The 19,093-nt window shown below is 63.8% G+C and carries 18 protein-coding genes; 7 read left to right on the forward strand and 11 right to left on the reverse strand.

Annotated elements, in window-relative coordinates:
• The first annotated feature begins 191 nt into the window (after window positions 1–191).
• Entirely contained in the window at window positions 192–1,145 is a 954-nt protein-coding gene (locus P0D73_RS36980; RefSeq protein WP_408178351.1) for a peptidoglycan DD-metalloendopeptidase family protein, read from the forward strand.
• Between the two features lie 10 nt (window positions 1,146–1,155).
• Here P0D73_RS36980 and P0D73_RS36985 read toward each other — a convergent pair whose 3' ends face one another.
• Entirely contained in the window at window positions 1,156–1,974 is an 819-nt protein-coding gene (locus P0D73_RS36985; protein WP_408285950.1) for an alpha/beta fold hydrolase, read from the reverse strand.
• 493 nt (window positions 1,975–2,467) lie between these two features.
• Window positions 2,468–2,866: a hypothetical protein gene (locus P0D73_RS36990; protein ID WP_132383021.1), complete on the reverse strand. Its 399-nt coding sequence runs from the start codon at window positions 2,864–2,866 to the stop codon at window positions 2,468–2,470.
• A gap of 409 nt (window positions 2,867–3,275) precedes the next feature.
• On the opposite strand from P0D73_RS36990, the gene P0D73_RS36995 reads away from it, so the two are divergent.
• From P0D73_RS36995 to P0D73_RS37005, 3 genes are read left to right on the forward strand one after another with little or no spacing between them, the layout of a single operon-like run.
• Complete coding sequence (locus tag P0D73_RS36995) at window positions 3,276–3,731, forward strand: (2Fe-2S)-binding protein (RefSeq protein ID WP_408252169.1); 456 nt, start codon at window positions 3,276–3,278, stop codon at window positions 3,729–3,731.
• Window position 3,732: 1 nt separating this feature from the next.
• Entirely contained in the window at window positions 3,733–5,964 is a 2,232-nt protein-coding gene (locus tag P0D73_RS37000; RefSeq protein WP_408435118.1) for a xanthine dehydrogenase family protein molybdopterin-binding subunit, read from the forward strand.
• A 12-nt stretch (window positions 5,965–5,976) separates the two neighbouring features.
• Entirely contained in the window at window positions 5,977–7,257 is a 1,281-nt protein-coding gene (locus tag P0D73_RS37005) for a c-type cytochrome (protein WP_408314109.1), read from the forward strand.
• 79 nt (window positions 7,258–7,336) lie between these two features.
• Here P0D73_RS37005 and P0D73_RS37010 read toward each other — a convergent pair whose 3' ends face one another.
• The 7 genes from P0D73_RS37010 to P0D73_RS37040 form a co-directional block, all read right to left on the reverse strand.
• Complete coding sequence (locus P0D73_RS37010) at window positions 7,337–7,993, reverse strand: amino acid ABC transporter permease (RefSeq protein ID WP_132383029.1); 657 nt, start codon at window positions 7,991–7,993, stop codon at window positions 7,337–7,339.
• Window positions 7,994–7,995: 2 nt separating this feature from the next.
• The gene (locus tag P0D73_RS37015) at window positions 7,996–8,742 is read right to left on the reverse strand and encodes an amino acid ABC transporter permease (RefSeq protein WP_106277825.1); all 747 of its coding nucleotides are present in this window, start codon (window positions 8,740–8,742) and stop codon (window positions 7,996–7,998) included.
• Between the two features lie 67 nt (window positions 8,743–8,809).
• Window positions 8,810–9,634 carry a transporter substrate-binding domain-containing protein gene (locus P0D73_RS37020; RefSeq protein WP_408285946.1) on the reverse strand — a complete coding sequence of 275 codons (825 nt, stop codon included), beginning with the start codon at window positions 9,632–9,634 and terminating at the stop codon, window positions 8,810–8,812.
• A gap of 78 nt (window positions 9,635–9,712) precedes the next feature.
• Complete coding sequence (locus P0D73_RS37025) at window positions 9,713–10,786, reverse strand: ABC transporter ATP-binding protein (RefSeq protein ID WP_408181914.1); 1,074 nt, start codon at window positions 10,784–10,786, stop codon at window positions 9,713–9,715.
• Window positions 10,787–10,825: 39 nt separating this feature from the next.
• Window positions 10,826–11,710, reverse strand: a complete 885-nt coding sequence (locus P0D73_RS37030; protein WP_132383035.1) for an ABC transporter permease — start codon at window positions 11,708–11,710, stop codon at window positions 10,826–10,828.
• Window positions 11,707–12,669, reverse strand: coding sequence for an ABC transporter permease (locus P0D73_RS37035; protein WP_408285944.1), 963 nt, complete (start codon window positions 12,667–12,669; stop codon window positions 11,707–11,709). Before P0D73_RS37035 ends, P0D73_RS37030 begins: the two co-directional genes overlap by 4 nt.
• Complete coding sequence (locus P0D73_RS37040; protein WP_132383037.1) at window positions 12,666–13,760, reverse strand: ABC transporter substrate-binding protein; 1,095 nt, start codon at window positions 13,758–13,760, stop codon at window positions 12,666–12,668. Before P0D73_RS37040 ends, P0D73_RS37035 begins: the two co-directional genes overlap by 4 nt.
• Before the next feature lie 533 nt (window positions 13,761–14,293).
• Here P0D73_RS37040 and P0D73_RS37045 point away from each other — a divergent pair.
• Complete coding sequence (locus P0D73_RS37045) at window positions 14,294–15,187, forward strand: LysR substrate-binding domain-containing protein (RefSeq protein ID WP_132383039.1); 894 nt, start codon at window positions 14,294–14,296, stop codon at window positions 15,185–15,187.
• Window positions 15,188–15,253: 66 nt separating this feature from the next.
• Here the strand turns inward: P0D73_RS37045 and P0D73_RS37050 are convergent, their stop codons facing one another.
• A complete protein-coding gene (locus tag P0D73_RS37050) occupies window positions 15,254–16,336 on the reverse strand; it encodes a calcium:cation antiporter (RefSeq protein WP_408435120.1) in 1,083 nt (360 codons plus the stop codon).
• A 472-nt stretch (window positions 16,337–16,808) separates the two neighbouring features.
• Window positions 16,809–17,171, reverse strand: coding sequence for a BON domain-containing protein (locus P0D73_RS37055; protein ID WP_132383043.1), 363 nt, complete (start codon window positions 17,169–17,171; stop codon window positions 16,809–16,811).
• 417 nt (window positions 17,172–17,588) lie between these two features.
• Between P0D73_RS37055 and P0D73_RS37060 the strand changes: the two genes are divergently transcribed.
• On the forward strand, window positions 17,589–18,230 hold the full coding sequence (locus tag P0D73_RS37060) for a DNA-3-methyladenine glycosylase (RefSeq protein ID WP_408285939.1): 642 nt from the start codon (window positions 17,589–17,591) through the stop codon (window positions 18,228–18,230).
• A gap of 282 nt (window positions 18,231–18,512) precedes the next feature.
• Entirely contained in the window at window positions 18,513–18,857 is a 345-nt protein-coding gene (locus P0D73_RS37065; protein ID WP_408285937.1) for a DUF4148 domain-containing protein, read from the forward strand.
• Window positions 18,858–19,093: the final 236 nt, after the last annotated feature.

Below are 19,093 nucleotides of genomic sequence, written 5' to 3' on the forward strand. Positions count from 1 at the left end.
GCATGTACGCGTCCCGGGCATCCGGCAGCTTGTGAAGGCGAGGGTTGGGTTGGTCGGCAGGGCATGGGTGAGCGCCGCACGAGGCGGCTTTGCCGTGTCGCAGGGGAAAGCAGCGCGCCGTTCGGGCGCGCGCATCGCACGCGACAAGGCGGCATCCGGCTCGCCAATGAACGAGGCAGGAGTCGAACAAGATGGGAAAGCGCTTCGACAGAACAAAGATGGCCAGTCTCGCTGGCGTATGGGTCGCGCTGGCGGTCAGCGGTTGTGCGAATGTGGGCCAGCAGGACGCGCAGACAGCCGCGGCGGCTGCGTCCAGCGTGCCGGCGGCAAGCGCGCCGGCAGCCGATGCGACGGCGGCCGCGCCGCCCGCGATCACCCCCGAGCAGAGCGCGCTGCTCAAGAAATCGCCGCCACTGGTGTATCGCGTCAAACGTGGCGACACCTTGGCGCGCGTCGCGCAGCATCATCATTGCAGCGTGAAGCAGTTGCAGGCCTGGAATGGATTGAAGGCGTCCTCGCACTTGAAGTCGGGACAGGTCTTGCACGTCGCGTCGCCGGAAACGGTGCGGGCGGTGAACGCGGCTAATGCGGCAGCGAAGGCCGCCGCGGCGTCCACGCCGGCGACTTCGGTTGCGGCGCAGCAAGCGACGGCGCCGAGCACCACGTCGGGTGCGACGCAGTCAACGTCGCAGTCCGCCCAGGCCGTGCAGTCGCCGACGCTTAGTGCCGCTGAAGCACGCGAAGTCGCGCAGCAAACCGCGCGGCACGCGAACGGCGTATCACTAGCCTGGCCGGCGGGCGGGCGCGTGGTCGAAGGATTCCAGCCGGGCGAAACGCGTGGCATCGAAATCGGCGGCAAGCCGGGCGATCCGGTGCGGGCCGCGGCCGACGGCAAGGTGATGTACGCCGGCACGGGCCTGAACAGCTACGGCAGCCTCATCATCGTCCAGCACAACAAGGACTTTCTGACCGCCTACTCGCACAACCGCAAGCTGCTGGTCAAAACCGGCGACATTGTCGTGCAAGGACAGCAGATCGCCGAGATGGGCGACGAAAACAATTCGCGCGTTTCCGTGGGCTTCGAATTGCGCCGCGACGGCAAGCCGATCGATCCCATGCCGTACCTGCCGCACGGACGCGGCTAGGCGCGCGACCTCAATCCAGCCACAGCAGCGCCGCGGCAACGATCGCTTCCGGCGCGTCTTCCTGCATCAGGTGGCCGGCTTTCGGCACCGACTGAAAGCGCGCTTCCGGTATGGCCGCGGCCAGTTGACGGCCGCGCGCCAGTGGAATCCACTGGTCCTCTTCGCCCCACAGAATCTGCACCGGACAGCGTAGCTGCGGGTAGCGCGCCTCGACCTCGTCGGTGTAGCGCTGATCCATTTGCGCGATCTGCCGGTAAAACGCGGCTTGACCCGTTGCGCCGAGCCAGGGCGTCACATAGGGCGCGAGTTCGTCATCCGGAATCTCGCGCGCGATCGCGCCGCGCACGTACGCCTTCACCACCGCCTCGTGGATGTAGGACGGCAGTCCGGCAAACGCGTCACCGTGTTCGCGCACATGCCGCACGAACGGCGAACCCCACGGCGCGACCGCCACCGGATCGATCAGCGTGAGGCTGCGATAGTCGCAGCCGTCGATCAGATGGGCGCGCAATGAAGTCGCGCCGCCGAAATCGTGCGCGATGACATCCGGGCTTTCCAGTTGCCAATGCGCGAGCAATTCCGCCAGCAAACCATTCTGCACGCCGAGCGAGACGTCCTGGCCGTCGCACTGTTCGGATTGTCCATAGCCGAGCAGATCGTAGTAATAGACGGTGCGCGTCTGCGCGAGATGCGGAGCAATGCGGTGCCACACATACGAAGAAAAGGGCGTGCCGTGAACCAGCACCAGCGGCGGGCCATTGCCGCTCACGTTGAAGCGCACGGCTTGATCGCGGAAGGTATAGCTTTCGGGGAGCGGCCAGTTTTGCATAGCGATGAGCGTCGCAAGAAAGTCTGCTTACCTTAGCAGGGCTTTGTGAAGCATGCTGACCGGCTTTTCGTAGCCTGCATCAGGATGCCTCCCGCAGAAGCTCACCTTTGTTTTAGTCAGCAAAGCCAGGCAAATTCAACCTTGACTCGGTCGCGCACTCGTTTCAACGGCAAACGAATCCACCGCACACCACACACTCTTACGAATCGTGCATAAATTGGCCTGAAATAAGGCCTCGTTGCGTTGGCCGCATTCAAAAAGCCTGGTAATCCGTCAACGCCGCCGCCGTGCCGCCGTCATGCAGACGAGTCCCGCTCGATCGAAACGCGCGCTTTTCAATGGTGAGGAAATTCGGGAGCCGAGGCCGCATGAACGCTGCGCGCCGCGCTCGCGACCATGCCGACAGCGAATCGCAAACCACGCGCAAACCACGCGCAAGCAACGCGCGGCCCGAACCCGCACGACGCGAGCACACGAAGCCGCGCGCAACCGGCTACTTCGATTCAATCCCGCGCAACAGCTGCGACACCTGGCCATGCTGATGCAGGATCGCCGGATCGGCCTGCAATAGCGGCAGATAGCGCGGCAGGAAAGCATTGTTCGGCTGGTCGGGCGAGAAGAGCCCGGTCACCGCTTCGGCCGCGGCGGTGCGGTCGGCGGCTTCGGCTTCCTTATCGTCGAGAATTTCGTCGACGTTCGCAATGATCGTCGAGAGCGGCGTGAGCCAGCGGAACCCCGAACCGTTGATGAGCACCTGCAGGAAAGCCGCCGGCGTGACCGGGCCGAATTCCTTTTCGTACACGGCACGCTCGTGATCGAGGATGGCTTTGTGCAGCGCCAATAGCGGTCGGCGAATGTCCGAGAGGAATTGAGTGCATTGCGAGTCGTTCATGTGTGCTGCTCCTTCGGATAGTCAGTCAGACCGGATCCATGCTAACAAAATCGCCCGGCATTGATTCAACAAGATTCACTGATCGTATAAAGGCCGGCCGCTCGAACCGCCGCGCGGATAGTTTCCGCCGATTAAAAACACCTTTCAGCCACGCGATCGGCGCCCGCGAGAATCTTCCAGCCGGCTGGCGGCATGCAGCTTCGAGGCGAACTTTTTAAAGGGCGTCTACAATTCGCCGATCAGTATTGGCGCGTTCGCGCCCATGCATTCACCGCCGTTTTAAACGACTGGAAAGCCGCAGCGCGCATTAGTCCGGCTTGTCGAATAAACGCGGCGAGTCTTTACGTTTTGGTTCGACGTCTCTGCCTAAACAACCTGATAAACAATAAACCCCACTCGGAGCCGCTCAATGACAACGCTGAATATCAATGGCCAGACGCACACCGTCGACGCGCCGCCCGACATGCCCCTCCTGTGGGTCTTACGCGATCTGGTCGGTCTGACCGGCACGAAGTTCGGTTGCGGCATCGCGCAATGCGGAGCCTGCACGGTGCACCTCGATGGCGTGGCGGTACGCTCGTGCGTGTTGCCGGCGGCGGCTGTTGGCGACCGCAAGATCACCACGATCGAAGCGGTGGGCAGCACGCCGGCCGGTCAGAAGGTGCAGCAGGCCTGGCGTCAACTGGACGTGGTGCAATGCGGCTACTGTCAGTCGGGGCAGGTGATGTCGGCGGCTTCGCTGCTGGCGAGCAACCCTAATCCTACCGATGCGGACATCGACGCCGCCATGGCCGGCAATATCTGCCGCTGTGGGACCTATAACCGCATCCGCGCGGCGATCAAGCACGCCGCAAAGGGGGCATGACATGTCCCAGGGATTGCTCGATGCACAGAGCGGCGCGCGTGCCGCACGTGGCTTTTCACGACGCACCTTTCTGAAATTTGGCGTGACGGTAGGCGCGGCGGCAGGCGGTGGCCTGTTGCTCGGCTTCAGCATGCCGGCCGCGAGCCAGGATCAGAAGGCCGGCAAATCGGTGATCGGCGGCGACGGTGTCGAAACACCGCAAAGCGGCGTCTTCGCACCGAACGCCGTTATCCAGATCGATACTGCGGGCAAGGTCACGCTCGTGATTCCGAAGGTCGAGATGGGCCAGGGCGTCTACACGTCGATTCCGATGCTGATCGCCGAAGAACTCGAAGTGCCGCTCGACGCGGTGACCATCGATCACGCGCCGCCGAATGAAAAGCTCTTCATGGATCCGCTGCTCGGCGGCCAGCTCACGGGCGGCTCGACCTCGATCCGCTATGCGTGGGAGCCGATGCGCAAAGCGGGCGCCACCGCGCGCACCATGCTGATCAGCGCGGCCGCGCAGCAATGGCAGGTCGATCCGGCAAGCTGCCATGCGCAGGCCGGACAGGTGATCCACGAGGCCAGCAAGCGCAGTGTCGGCTATGGTCAACTGGTGACCGTGGCCGCCGGTCTGCCCGCGCCGCAAGACGTCAAGCTCAAGGACCCGAAGGACTTCAAGCTGATCGGCACGGCGGTCAAGCGCCTCGATTCACCGGAGAAAGTGGACGGCACCGCGATGTTCGGCCTCGATGTACGCGTGCCCGACATGGTCTACGCGGCGATTGCGAACTGCCCGGTGTTCGGCGGCACGCTCGCCAGCGTCGACGACACCAATGCGAAAAAAATCCCCGGCGTGCGCCAGGTCATCAAGATCGACAACGCGGTCGCGGTGATCGGCGACCACACGTGGGCCGCCAAGCGCGGCGTGCAGGCGCTCGTCATCAAGTGGAACGAGGGTGCGGGCGCGAATCTGTCGATGAAGCAGATCGTCGACGATCTCGCCAACGCCTCGCAACGCAACGGCGCGGTGGCGCGCAAGGACGGCGACGTCGGCAATGCTTTCTCCAGTGCGAAGACGCGCGTCGACGCCGTGTATCAGCAGCCGTTTCTTGCGCACGCCACCATGGAGCCGATCAACTGCACGGTGCACGTGCGCCCCGACGGTTGCGATGTCTGGCTCGGCTCGCAAGTGCCGACGCGCGTGGTGGATGCCGCCGCGGCGGTCACTGGCTTGCCCGCCGACAAGATCGTCGTGCACAACCATTTGATCGGCGGCGGCTTTGGGCGGCGGCTCGAGTTCGACATGGTCACGCAAGCCGTGAAGGTCGCCAAACAGGTGTCGACGCCGGTGAAGGTGGTCTGGACGCGCGAAGAAGACATTCAGCACGACATGTACCGCCCGTATTACTACGACAAGATTTCGGCCGGGCTCGACGCGAACGGCAAACCGGTCGCGTGGCAGCATCGGATCGTCGGTTCGTCGATATTGGCGCGTTTTGCACCGCCCGCCTTCAAGAACGGTATCGATCCGGATGCGGTCGAAGTCGCTTCGGATCTGCCATACGACTTGCCCAACCAGTTGATCGACTACGTTCGCGAGGAGCCGCACGCGGTGCCCACCGCATTCTGGCGCGGCGTGGGACCGACGCGCGGCACCTTCGTGGTGGAGAGTTTCATCGACGAACTCGCGGCGCAGGCCAAAGTCGATCCCGTCAAATACCGTCAGGATCTGCTCGGTAAGACACCGCGTGCGCTGAACGTGCTCAACGTCGCCACGCAGGCCGCGAACTGGGGCAGCGCGCTGCCGAAGGGACAAGGGCGCGGCGTGTCGGTCATGCATGCGTTCGGCAGCTTCTTTGCGATCGTCGTCGACGTCGCGGTGGATCAGGGCGAGGTGGCGGTCAAGCACGTGGTGTGCGCGGTCGATTGCGGCATGGTGGTCAATCCGAACACGATCGAAGCGCAGGTGCAGGGCGGCATCATCTTCGGCATCACGGCGGCGCTCTACAGCGAGATCACGATCAAGGACGGCCGCGTCGAGCAGAACAACTTCACCGACTACCGGATGCTGCGCATCGATCAGACGCCGCCGATCGAGGTGCATATCGTGAAGAGCAGCGAGGCGCCTGGCGGCATCGGCGAACCCGGCACGGCGGCGCTCGCGCCCGCGCTGACCAATGCGATTTTTGCGGCCACCGGCAAGCGGCTGCGGCAATTGCCGGTTGGCAGCCAACTGCAAACCGCCTGATCGGAGCCCGACATGAAAAACACTCTGAAGGGTTTCGGTGCGGCGTTGTGCGTGACGCTGCCGTTCCTGGCGCAGACTCCGGCGCTGGCAGCGGATCAGGCGTTGGTCCAACGCGGCGCTTATCTGGCGAAGGTCGGCGACTGCGTCGCCTGTCACACGGCACCGAAGGGCAAGCCGTTCGCGGGCGGCCTGCCGATGACCACGCCGATGGGCCAGATCTACACCACCAACATCACGCCCGACCAGCAGACCGGCATCGGCGCTTATACGGAAGAGGACTTCGCGCGGGCGATGCGCGAAGGCGTCGCGAAAGACGGCCACAACCTCTATCCGGCGATGCCGTATCCGTCTTACGCCAAGGTCAACGACGACGACATGAAAGCGTTGTACGCGTATTTCATGAGCGGCGTGGCGCCGGTGCAGCAGGCAAATCGCGAGCCCGACATCAAGTGGCCGATGAACATGCGCTGGCCGTTGAAGTTCTGGAACATGGTCTTCCTGGATAAAGCCGTCTATCAGGACAAGCCGGGCAAGGACGTGGCCTGGAATCGCGGCGCGTATCTGATTCAGGGGCTCGGGCACTGCGGTTCGTGCCACACGCCGCGCGGCATCGCGTTCCAGGAGAAGGCGCTCGATGAAAGCGGCAGCGCGTTCCTCACCGGCGGCCTGCTCGACGGCTGGTTCGCGGCGAACCTCACCGGCGAGCAGAACGTCGGTCTCGGCCGCTGGAACGATCAGGACCTGCAGGCGTTTCTGAAGACCGGCGCGAATCGCCATGCCTCGGCGTTCGGTTCGATGACCAGCGTGATCAACAACAGCACGCAGGGCATGAACGATACGGACATCGCCGCCATGTCGACGTATCTGAAGTCGCTGCCGCCGGCGGGCGGCAGCGGTGCGCCGCCTTATAAGTACGACCCGCAGGCGACGAAGGTGTCGCTGAACCGTCCCGCGAACGATGCCGGCGCGCGGGTCTATACGGCGTATTGCATGCACTGCCACGGTGTCGACGGACGCGGCTTCGCACCGATGCTGGCGCCCTTGTCCGGCAATCCGAACGTGCTGGAGAAGGATCCGTCGTCGCTGATCAACGTGACGCTGAACGGCACCGAGGACCTGGTGATTGGCGGCATTCCCGCGCCGTATCCGATGCCGAAGTACGCGCCGGTGCTCAACGACCAGCAGATCGCCGATGTGCTGACCTTCGTGCGAGCCGGGTGGAACAACGGCGCGCCGGCGGTGACTGCGGACGACGTGGCGAAGTTGCGCAAGTCGACACACGCGGCTCGCTAGTCCTCTCACGGCAGTAATAAAAAAGCGGCAACCGTTCTGCACGGTTGCCGCTTTATTTATTCACACGCTGCAGCCAATTTCAACGATGCTGGCCCACCTTCTGTCGTTTCTCCAACACCCGCGCGTACCACGTCAGCGGGAAGCACATCGCGAAGTAGATCATTGCGACCATGCCGTAGATCGGGAACGGGCGGAACGCGGCGTTGGTGATCATGGTGCCGGTCTTGGTCAATTCGGTGAAGCCGATGATCGACGCGAGCGCCGTGCTTTTCACCACTTGCACGAGAAAGCCGACCGTCGGCGCCACCGCGATTTTCCGCGCCTGCGGCCACACGATATAGCGCAACTGCTGGGCGAACGTCATACCGAGACTCGCACCCGCGGCCCACTGACCACGCGGCACGGCTTCCACACAGCCGCGCCAGATATCGACCAGATAGGCGCTCGTATAAAGCGTCAAAGTGACGGTGGCCGCGACCCACGGCGACACGTCGACACCGAGCAGCGGCAAGCCGAAAAACGCCAGAAAGAGCTGCATCAGGAGCGGCGTGCCCTGAAACACTTCCACATACACCACGACGATGCGCCGCAGCCAGGCGATCGGCGACACGCGCATCGCGAGCAGAATCAGGCCGACAATACCGCCGCCTACAAACGCGATCAACGACAGCAGCACCGTCCAGCGGGCGGCGAGCAACAGATTGCGGGCAATGTCCCACAGCGTGAATTCGACCATGATCAACGCTCCGTGGGCAGGGTGCGGGCGCCACGCCACATCAGGCGGTTGCGCCAGTTACGCGGCGCGCTCTCGTTGCCGCGCGCCGCACGGCCCGCGAACAGACCACGACCGAGCCGGTTGAGGATTTGCCGCAGCACGATCGACAGCACCAGATACGTCGCGGTGATGATCAGGTAGCTCTCGAACGAGCGGAAGTTGCGCGACTGGATGAAGTTGGCCGCGTACGTGAGATCGGGCACGGAGATCTGCGAGACCACCGCCGAGCCGAGCATCACGATCAGCACCTGGCTCAGCAGCGCGGGAAACACGTTGGCGATGGCCTGCGGCAGCACGATGAAGCGAAACACTTGTCGCCCATGCAGACCGAGAGCCTGCGCCGCCTGCACCTGGCCGCGTGAAATCGAGTCGATGCCGGCGCGCACGATCTCGATGGCGTAAGCGCCGAGATTGACGGTCATGGCGAGAATCGCGGCCTGCACTTCATCGATATGAATGCCGAGACTCGGCAAACCGAAGAACACGAAGAACAACTGCACGATGAACGGCGTGTTGCGGATCAATTCCACGTAACTCGCCACCACCCAGCGCGCCCATTTCGGCCCGGCCACCGCCACGCTCGCACCGGCAATGCCGACGATCCCGCCGAGCACGGTGGAGACGGCTGTCAGTCCCAAGGTCACGGCGACGCCGCGCGCGAGCATCCCCGCATAGAGGCCGAAGCCGCTGAAATCGAACGCATAGGTCATGGCGTGGCGCTCATCGTGAGGTCAAACTCCGGCGCGGACCACGCTTCGTGGTCCGCGCAAAAAAGGTTCAGAGGTCGGCCGGCAGCGGCGCACGCAGCCACTTCTGCGAAATCGCGTTCATGGTGCCGTCCTTGCGGGCCTTGGCAATCGTTTCGTCGACCTTCTGCTTCAGACGCGGCTCGTTCTTGTTCAAACCGACGTGATCCGGCGAGCTGAACAGCGAGAACTTCTGCTCGGGATCGTTGGCGGGATGACGCGCGAGAATCGTGGCGCCGACGTCGTTGCCGACTACCATCAACTGTACCTGACCAGAAAGAAACGCCGAAATTGCGCCGTTAGGATCGTCGAAGCGTTTGATGTTCGCCGTGGGCGGCGCGATCTTGGTCACGCTCAGGTCTTCCAGCGTGCCGCGCGCAACCGAAATCGACTTGCCGGCGAGGTCGGCGGCGTTCTTCACGGGCAGGGCTTTCGGGCCGAACACGGCGAGGTAGTACGGCGCGTACGGTTGCGAGAAGTCGATCACTTTTTCGCGCTCCGGCGTCTGGCCGACTGACAGCAGCATGTCCGCCTTGTGGTCGGCGAGGTAGGCCATGCGGTTGTCGCCCGTCACCTGCACGAGTTCGACCTTGGCGTTGAGCGCCTTGCCGATCAGGTTGGCGACGTCGATGTCGTAGCCCATTGGCTTCATATCCGGGCCGATCGAGCCGAACGGCGGGTAGTCCTCGAACACGCCGATGCGCACCGTACCCGACTTGGCGATGTTGTCGAGCGCGTCCGCATGCGCGGCCGACGGCAACGCACACAGTGCGCCGAGGGCGGTGAAGGCGAGCGTCGCGGCGAGCGTGGCGAACACGCGGCGGGTGCGGGTCGGGGCAGCGGGACGGTGGTTCATGATCTTTCCTCTGTCGAAAATGTCGGTATTGGAATGGGTTTTAGTGGCGTGCGATAGTGGCGTGCAAGTCAGTGCGCTTCAATGCCCGACTCGCGCGGCGATCAGTTTGCACGCATGCGGCGGCAATTCCGCGAGCACCGGCATGCCGAGCGTAAGCCCCGGTGTTTCGCGCGGCGTGGTGGCGGCGGTCAAGATGAAGCCGGCGCAGTCGATGGTCGCTTCGAGCGACGCGCCCACGTCGCGGATAAACGTCACGGTGCCTTGCAGCCGGTTCGGACCCGCTGCGTCGGACGCGGCTTTCACGCACACGTCTTCCGGGCGGATCAGCAGGCGGATATCGCTGCTGGACTCCGGCACGCGCGCCGGTTGCACCACGCTGATGCGCCGGCCGCCCGGCAGGCTCACGCCGCCCGCGCCGTCGTAGGTGACCGGCAGGATATTGCCGAGACCGATGAAGTCTGCGACGAACTCGCTGACCGGATCGCGATAGATATCGAGCGGCTTGCCGACCTGTGCGATGCGGCCTTTCTCCATCACGACGATCTCGTCGGCCATCGTCATTGCTTCGCGCTGGTCGTGCGTGACCATGATCGTCGTGATGCCGAGACGCTGTTGCAGCAGGCGGATCTCCACCTGCATGGCTTCACGCAGCTTGGCGTCGAGCGCGGAGAGCGGTTCGTCGAGTAACAGCAGTTTCGGCTGCGAGGCGATCGCGCGCGCAATCGCCACGCGCTGACGCTGGCCGCCGGAGAGTTGCGTGACCGGCCGGTTCGCCATGTGCGGCAACTGGATCAGTTCCAGCAACTCGGCCACTCGGCGCGTCTGCTGGTCCTTCGCGGTCTTGCGCAGCTTCAGCGGATACGCGATGTTCTGCGCGACCGTCATGTGCGGAAACAGTGCGAGCGACTGGAACACCATGCCGAAGTCGCGCTGGTTCGCCGGCAGTCGCGTGATGTCGCGCCCGGCGAAATGGATGCTGCCCGAGGTCGGCGTTTCCAGGCCGGCGATCATCCGCAGCAGGGTGGTCTTGCCGCAGCCGGACGGGCCGAGGAAGCACACCAGCTTGCCGTCGGGCACGCTCAGATCGACGCTGTCGACGGCATGGGCCGCGCCGAAGCGCCGGGTCACGGCCTGCAACGTTAAATGGGTCATCGGATGCTCCAGCAAGAAGAGGGCGTCATGAGCGCGCGATCACAAAGCGACGCCTTCGTCGCCGATCAGCTTTTCGAGCAGCCAGATCAGCGCGAAGTCGATCGCGACGATGAACACGGCGAAACAGAACACGGTCGGATCGAGCGACGACACCGTGCGGCTGTAGAGCCACACCGGCAGCGTCATCGTATCGATGCCGTACAGGAAGAACGTGACCGTGAATTCGTTGAACGAGATGATGAACGCGAACAGCATGCCGGCGAGAATGCCGGGGCGCATCAGCGGCAGGATCACGTCGACGAGCGCGCGGCTGGGACTCGCGCCCATCACGCAGGCAGCCTCTTCGAACTCCGGACCAATCGAGGCGACCGACGCCGCGCAATTTTTCACGGTGAACGGCAGCGCCAGAATCACGTGCGCGATGATCAGGCGGAACACGCCGAGTTCGACCGGCAGCACGTTGAACACCAACAGCAGCGACAGGCCGAGCATCACGAGCGGATAGACGAGCGGCAACGCGACCAGTTGTTCGACCGCGGGCTTGCCGCGAAAGCGGTAGCGGCTCAACGCGTAGGCGGCGGGCACCGAGACGAGCGTGGCGATCACCATGGTCGATAGCGCGACGATCAGGCTCGTGCGCAATGCGCCGCCCATCGACAGCGTGTCGCTCGCGTCCGGCGACACGAAGCTGTGCCACGCGGCGCGATACCAGTGCAAGCCGTAGGCATGCGGCGGGAATTCGAGCGTGTCGGCCGCGCTGAACGACATCGTGATCATCGTGAGGATCGGCAGCGCGGCGAGGAACAGAACGATAGCCGCGAGCAGGGCGGTGGCCTTGCCGAGCTGGCCGGGCATGACAGCCGGCAAGCGTGGTGCACGCGGTTGCAAGCGCGGCGGCGGCGCGGTTTGAATGGGCGTGCTCATGCGTGAGGCTCCTCGGCGAGACGCTGCGTACGGCGCACGAGGCGCTGCGACAGCGCCATCACCGTCAACGTGGCGACCATCAAAACGACACCCGACGCGGAGGCCGCCGGCCAGTTCAGCAAGGGCGCGACCTGATCGTGGACTAGCACGGCGAGCATCGGCACGCGTCGTCCGCCGAGCAGCAGCGGCACGGCGAACGCGCTCGCGTTATAGGCGAATACGAGCAGCGCGCCGGACACGAGACCGGGCATGGCGAGCGGCAACAGCACGTGACGCAGCGTTTGCCAGCGCGTCGCGCCGAGCGTGGCGGCGGCTTCTTCGTAGGAACTCGAGACCGCGCGCATCGCGCTCGAGAGCGGCAGCACGGCGAGCGGAAACGCCGTCTGGATCAAGCCGAGCAGCACGCCGTTTTCGCGGTAAAGCCACATCAACGGACGTTGCACGAGGCCGCTGCCGAGCAGCGCGTGATTGAGCAGGCCGGCCGGCCCGAGAATGATCAGCCAGCCATAGCCTTGCAGCAGCAGATTGACGAGCAGCGGCAGCAGTACGCCCGCGAGCAGAAGCCGCCGTGCGAGCCGCGACTTCGTGCGCGCCATCGCCAGTGCGACCGGAATCGCCAGCAGCACTGCGCAGATCATGCTTTGGAACGCGAGCTTCAACGTGAGCCACAACGACTTCATGAAGTAGCCGTCGAGCAGGTCCGTGTAGTTTTGCAGCGTGAAGCCGCGCCACTCGTTGCCCTGCGTGCCGAAACTCATGCGCAGCACGACCAGCGCCGCCGCGCCGAGGATGGCGAGAAACAGCAGGATCGGCGCGAGCAGTAGCCACGGCCGCGCCTTTGCCATCGCGTTGGCGGCAGGCGTGTCCGGTCCGAGACTGGACGCGCCCGCCGCGGCGTCCGAGGCCGGATCGGACGCCGGTGAAGCACGCCGCGAAAAGCGCGCGAGCATCGCGGTCATGCCGAGAAGATTTCGGTGTAACGCTTGATCCACGCCGGCTGCACCACGGCGAGCGCCTTGTCGTCATGCAGCACGGCTTTCTCGGCGATCTGCTGCGGACTCGGCACGAACGCGCGGCTCTCGGCGGGAATCACCGCTTTCGAATTGACCGGGCCGTTCAGCACGTCGGCGGCCATGCGGCCTTGCACGCCCGCGTCGAGCGAATGGTTGATGAAGGCGTGGATCAGATCGCTGTCGCCCGGATGCGCCTTGGGGATCACGGTGAACATCAGCTGCGTGGCGAAGCCTTCCTTCATGCCGTAGGTCACGCCCATCTTGTACTCGGGCTTGCGGATCTGGTTGGGGAAGAACGCTGGCGAATAGATGCCGCCGATATCGAGCGACCCGGTGCGGAACAGATCGGCCACCTGGTTCGGGTTCTCGCCGAGCGTCATCACCCGGTCTTTCAACAGCATCAGTTTCTTGAAGCCCGGCTCGATGTTCTGCTGCGAACCGCCGTTCATCTTCGCGGCGATGATCGCCAGGTCCACCGCTTCGGCCCACTCGGGCGGCGGCAGGAACAGGCGGCCGGCGTATTTGGGATCCCACAATGCTTCGTACGATGCCGGCGCGGTCTTGACTGTCGACGTGTTGTAGATCAACCCGTCCGACCACAGCAGGTAGCCGACGCCGAAGCCGTTCGCGCCCGTGCGGTACTGCGCCGCGACGTCTTTCAGGTTTGGCAGCTTGTCCAGATCGGGCTTCATCAGCAGACCGGCGTCGCCGAGACCGGCCGCGCCGACGCCGGCCAAGGTGATGACGTCGTAGGTGGGACGATCGCCCGCGGCCTTGACCTTCGCGACCATGCCGGAGGTGCCGTCGGCGCGGTCGGCGATCACTTTGGCGCCGGTTTTCGCCGTGAACGTGGCGGCGATATTGCGCAGAGCGGCGGCGCCCGTGTCGTCCGACCACGTCAAGAGACGCAGCGTCTTGCCGCTGAAGTTGTGTTCCTGCGCGCGCAGATTGATGAACGGCATCGGCAAGGTGGATGCCGCGAGTGCCGCGCCGATCGACTTGATGGCCTGCCTTCTACCCCGTTTGATCTCTTCCATGGCGGTCTCCTGTGTTGAACGCCTGTTGCCTGGTGATATCGCTGTGACCGCCGCCGCTGCATCGCTCGTTTGCGTTGCTTGCCTGCGCTGCGTGTGGATGCACTCTAGGTTTGCCAAAATCCCTCAACAAACGAAATATGCGCATGGAGGGCATGACGTAAGCTCATGCGAAGGCCGTCGCGCGACTGGGGCGGCGCACGCCCGTCAGAGGGCGGGAGCGCCGAGGCAGTAGCGCATGCGGGTTAACGTCCATGTTTCGTCGACGATTCGCGCCCTCGTGGAGGTATGAGGAAAGCTCGGTTCTGGTGCGGTTGCGGACGGGTTTTGCCCTGCGCCGGTGCATGCTGGCCTGGTTAACGGCAAGTTTTGGCATCGGCATGAGCCGAATGCATGACCGTCGTGTTCACCGCTGCTCGTGCGGCAATTTGTGATCGCGTATCCTGTAGGCCCGCGAGAGGCGTTCTGGCGGCAGGCGACGACCCGCGCCGCCACGCCCACGCAATGATTTTTCCTGATCGTACTGGACACCCACGATGCGCCGCCTACCGCCGCTCAACGCGCTGCAGATTTTCGAAACCGTGGCGCGCCATCGCAGTTTCACGCGCGCCGCCGACCATCTATGCCTGACGCAGGGCGCGGTCAGCCGGCAAATCATCGCGCTCGAGGACTACTACAAGTTTCCGCTCTTCAAGCGCCATGCGAAAGGCCTGACGCTCACCGCCGAAGGGGAATTGTTGCTGCCGGCCGTGAAGGAGAGCTTCGCGCGCATCGAGGAAATTTCGCTGCGCCTTACTCGGCAGCGCACCGATCTCGCGCTGAAAGTGCCGACCTGTGTGATGCGCTGGATGCTGCCTAAGATCATGCGCTTCCAGGCCGAGTATCCCGAACTGCACGTGCAGATCACGACCACGTGGCAGCACGACGTCGATTTCCAGCTCGAACCGTTTGACGCCGCGATCATTTACGGCTCGTCGCCGGGGGCGGACGTGCAGGCGGTGCCGTTGTTCGAGGAGCGCCTGACGCCCGTATGCGCGCCCGATCTGCTGAAAGACAAGCCGCTTGCCGAGGTGGCTGATCTCGCGCGCCACACGCTGCTGCATCCCACGCGCGATCATCGCGACTGGAAGATGTGGCTCGCCAAGGTAACCGAGATCGATGCCGCGCACGCCGCGGCGATCGACGCCGAGCACGGCCCGAGCTTCGACACGCTCGATATGGCGACCAACGCCGCGTTACAGGGGTTCGGTGTCGCGATCAGCGATCTTGCGCTGATCGACGAGGACGTCGCGGCCAAGCGTCTCGTGCGGCCGTTCGATACGGTGCTCAAGACCGGCTGGCGTTACTATTTCGTCTACCCGGACTCGGTCGCGCATCAGCAGAAGCTGAATCTGTTTCGCGACTGGATCGCGGCACACTGGGAAGAGTAGTCCGGCGGGCGTGGCGGCGTGGGTCAGCCGACCCGACGCCGCTCTTTCAGGCTCTGGCGCCCAAGGTCAAGGCGCGAACGACAGAAACAGATACGCCGCGAACAGCGACAGATGCACGGCGCCTTGCAGAATCGTTGTGCGGCCCGAGCTGAGCGTGAGCGTGCCGACTATCAGCGTAAGGACGAGCAGCACGGTTTCCTTGCCGTCGATGCCGAGCACCAGCGGCTGGCCGGTGTACAGAAAGACGCAGGCGACGGTCGGAATGGTCAGGCCGATACTGGCCAGCGCCGAGCCGAGTGCGAGATTCAGGCTGTTCTGCAAACGGTCGGCGCGCGCCGCGCGCACCGCGGCCAGCCCTTCAGGCAGCAACACGAGCGCGGCAATCACAATGCCGACCACGGCAGCCGGCGCGCCCGCATTCTTGACCGCGGTTTCGACCACCGGCGAGAGCACCTTTGCAAGCAATACCACCGCGACGAGGCACACCAGCAGCAAGGCGCCGGCCGCCATCGCCTGGCCGGCGCTCGGTGGCGCGGCATGGACGTCTTCGTCCGGCGTGCCGGCCAGAAAGTAATCGCGATGGCGCACGGTTTGCACGAACACGAACACGCCATACAGCACGAGGGACGACACCCCGGCAAACGCCAGTTGCGATGACGACAGGACCGGGCCGACGTTCGTGGTGGTGTAGTTCGGCATGACCAGCGTCAGCACGGACAGCGACGCGAGCACGGCCAGCGCCGCAGCGGCGCCACGGCTTTGAAAATCCTGCTCGCGATGGCGGATACCGCCCACCAGCAGGCAAATGCCGACAATGCCGTTGCAGACGATCATCACCGCGGCGAATACCGTGTCGCGCGCGAGACCGGCCTTTTCCGGACCGGACGTGAGCATGACCGAGACGATCAGCGCGACTTCGATCACAGTGACGGCCACCGCCAGCACCAGCGTGCCGAACGGTTCGCCGACCCGATGCGCGACCACTTCCGCATGGTGCACCGCCGTGAAGACCGCGGCACACAACGCCACGCCGACCAGCACGAGCAGCAGGCCGCTGTCCGGCATGGCATACGCGATACCGAGCACGATCCACGCGACGAATGGCACGGCAATGGTCCAGCGGGGCAGAACGGTCGCAGGCGTGGTCATTGGGCTTCCTTTTAATGCTTGTATTGAGTGGCCCGGCGGGGCGCGAACGGCTTCCGCCTTGGCTTGAAGCGAGCGCATATGTTCATGCAACTTCTAAACAACACGCCCTAACACATTAAATTATAAAGGATAATTGTTCGTGATCGTGGCTTTGTCCATGCTCAGGGACACACGACGATGGCGTGCGTCCGGCATGCTGTAGCGCAAACGGCGACTGCTGGAGAAAGGGATCGGGTCACGCAGAATTGCGCGGATAACGCGTGGCGGACGTGGCTGGTGTGTGACGAATGCGCGGTGGCTACGGCGACCGGTAGGCATTGAGGTTCCGTCGGCTAAACGCGGGATGTCGGGCGAACCCCGGTGTGTCGAGGATACTACGGGTGCCGCGTGCGGCGAAACCGCTCCGGTGGTGCCAACGCCCCTGTGACAGGGCATTGGCGTCCGGCTATGTGATTACAGCAGGTTCACTCGATTACTGGCCGACCGGACGAATCGTCAGGGCGTTCTTGACCGACGTCACGCCGGCCACGCCTTGCGCCGCCTGAGTGGCCAGGTCGACTTGCTGCTGCTCGGGCACGGAGCCAGCCAGCGTCACTGCGCCGCCGCGTGCACGCACGGTGATGTTCGCCACGCTCAGGCCTTTGGTCTTCGACAGTGCAGTGCGGACCTTGCGTCCCAGGGCGCGATTGGCCGCCTTGGTCTGCTTGGCCGTCGGTTGCGCCGACTCCGATGCCGCGGCCGGAGCTGCGGCGTCGCTGGTTTGCGCATACGCATTGAGGGACGCGAGAACGATCAGCGCGCTGCCGATCATCTTGATTGCCGGGAATGCTTTCATTCAACTCTCTCCTATTGTCATGGGTACAACCGCCCCCGAATGAGGCAGTGCGCTACACCAGCAGGTACATCGGGATCAAAACTGAATGGAACGGTGCTGCGGATCGTGCGAATGCTTTCAAACTGTATGCTGATTCGGGCGGGCCGAAACACACGCGAGCCGGCAAAGGCTGTGCTGCAGGCCGGAAACACACGATACTCCAATTAGTGCCATGGTGATGGCAGCGCAGCACGGAAGTGAGGTTTTGGTACAACGAATGGGCCGATGAAAACTGACCGATGGCGCTCAACCGCTGGAACCAGAGCGTTGGCTCGCGCCGTTGGCGGCTCGCGACGGCGCGGTTGCACGCATCCCATCCCATACCGTTTGCATAGCTTTTGGTCCCACACCATGCGCTTTAAGAATAAGGTCTAACGCATGCGGAAACATCAACTTCCCATCCTGCCATTGCTTCGTGACGAATTACCGCTCGATACCGTCGAACTCGCGCGCTTCATGATCGGCAAATACCTCGTGCACGATCTGCCCGAAGGGCGCATGAGCGGACGCATCGTCGAGACCGAGGCGTATCCGCTCGGCGATTCGACCAGTCATGCGTTCATGGGCCGACGTCCGCATAACGGTTCGATGTTTCTCGCGCCGGGTCACGCGTATGTGCGGCTCACCTATGGGCTGTCGTACATGCTCAACATGTCCGCCGAAGCCGAGGAGGTCGGCGCCGGTATTCTGTTGCGTGCAATCGAGCCGCTCGAAGGCCTGCCGCTCATGGAAGCGCGGCGGCCCGGCGTGCCGTTGCGCGATCTTGCGCGCGGACCCGGCCGGCTCACGACGGCGCTCGGCATCGGCCCGGCGTTCGACGGCTGGGATCTGTGCTCGGGCCGCAGCTTGTGGATCGGCGTCATGGAGCGGGGCGAACTACCGGTGGGAGTGACGACGCGCATTGGCTTGTCGCGCGAAATGCATCGGCCGCTCAGGTTTTTCGAACCCGGCAGCGCCTTTGTCAGCGGGCCGCGCAAGCTCCTGCTGACGCCCCAATCCGGTGCGCCGAAGAGGGCGTAAATTTGCCCGGCGATCACGCGTATGCCGGCAGAACACGCTCAGATCAGATGCATTTTTGAAACTTCAGACACAAAGGGTTACGATCCCGACAATTATTACGCCAAACATGCTATTTGGATTGAGGTCTGCGGTAAATTTCGGCCCATTCTTGCGATTGCGACAATTATGTATCTCGAAATCTAGGGTTTTCCCTTGGCGATCTGGTGACTAGACTGAAATCACTCGCTTCTCACATGGTGTGGCAAGCGTCGCAAATAAAACCAGGTCTGGAGGTAAATCATCATGAAATCGCTCATCAAGGCAGTCGCCATTGCAGCCGTGCTCGCCGCTCCGATCGCTTCGTTCGCTCAGTCGAGCCAACAGCCCATCACCCGCGCGGAAGTTCGCGCCGATCTGATCCGGGTCGAACAAGCCGGCTACAACCCGGGTGCGTCGAACGACTCGACCTATCCGGCCGACATTCAGGCTGCCGAACAGCGCGTACAGGCGCAGAACCCAGCCGTCGCGCAGACCCAGGAGCCGGTCGCCGATACCAGCGGTTACGGTGGTGCGACAAGTGGTTCGTCGCAAGCGGGCGGCGTGGTTCAGCCGATGTCGGGCCCGAAGTCGGTGTACTTCGGTAACTAAGCCAGCGAGGGAGCCGCTTGCGGGCCTGGATTCAAGCCGTAGTGGCAGAGGCCCTTGCATAACGTCGATCGAGGCGAAAGCGCGCGCATCAACCGGGCGGCGTTTCGCCTCGAACGAGATGCAGTAGTCTGTCAGCAAGCAGTGTGAAGTCGGTATCGACATGCGCGCCGCATTGACGGCGCGCCCGCTTCCGATCGTCGAATTGATTCGAGCGCGACGCGGCAGCAGCGCCGCGC

Source organism: Paraburkholderia sp. RL18-101-BIB-B (assembly GCF_046026985.1).
GTDB lineage: Bacteria > Pseudomonadota > Gammaproteobacteria > Burkholderiales > Burkholderiaceae > Paraburkholderia.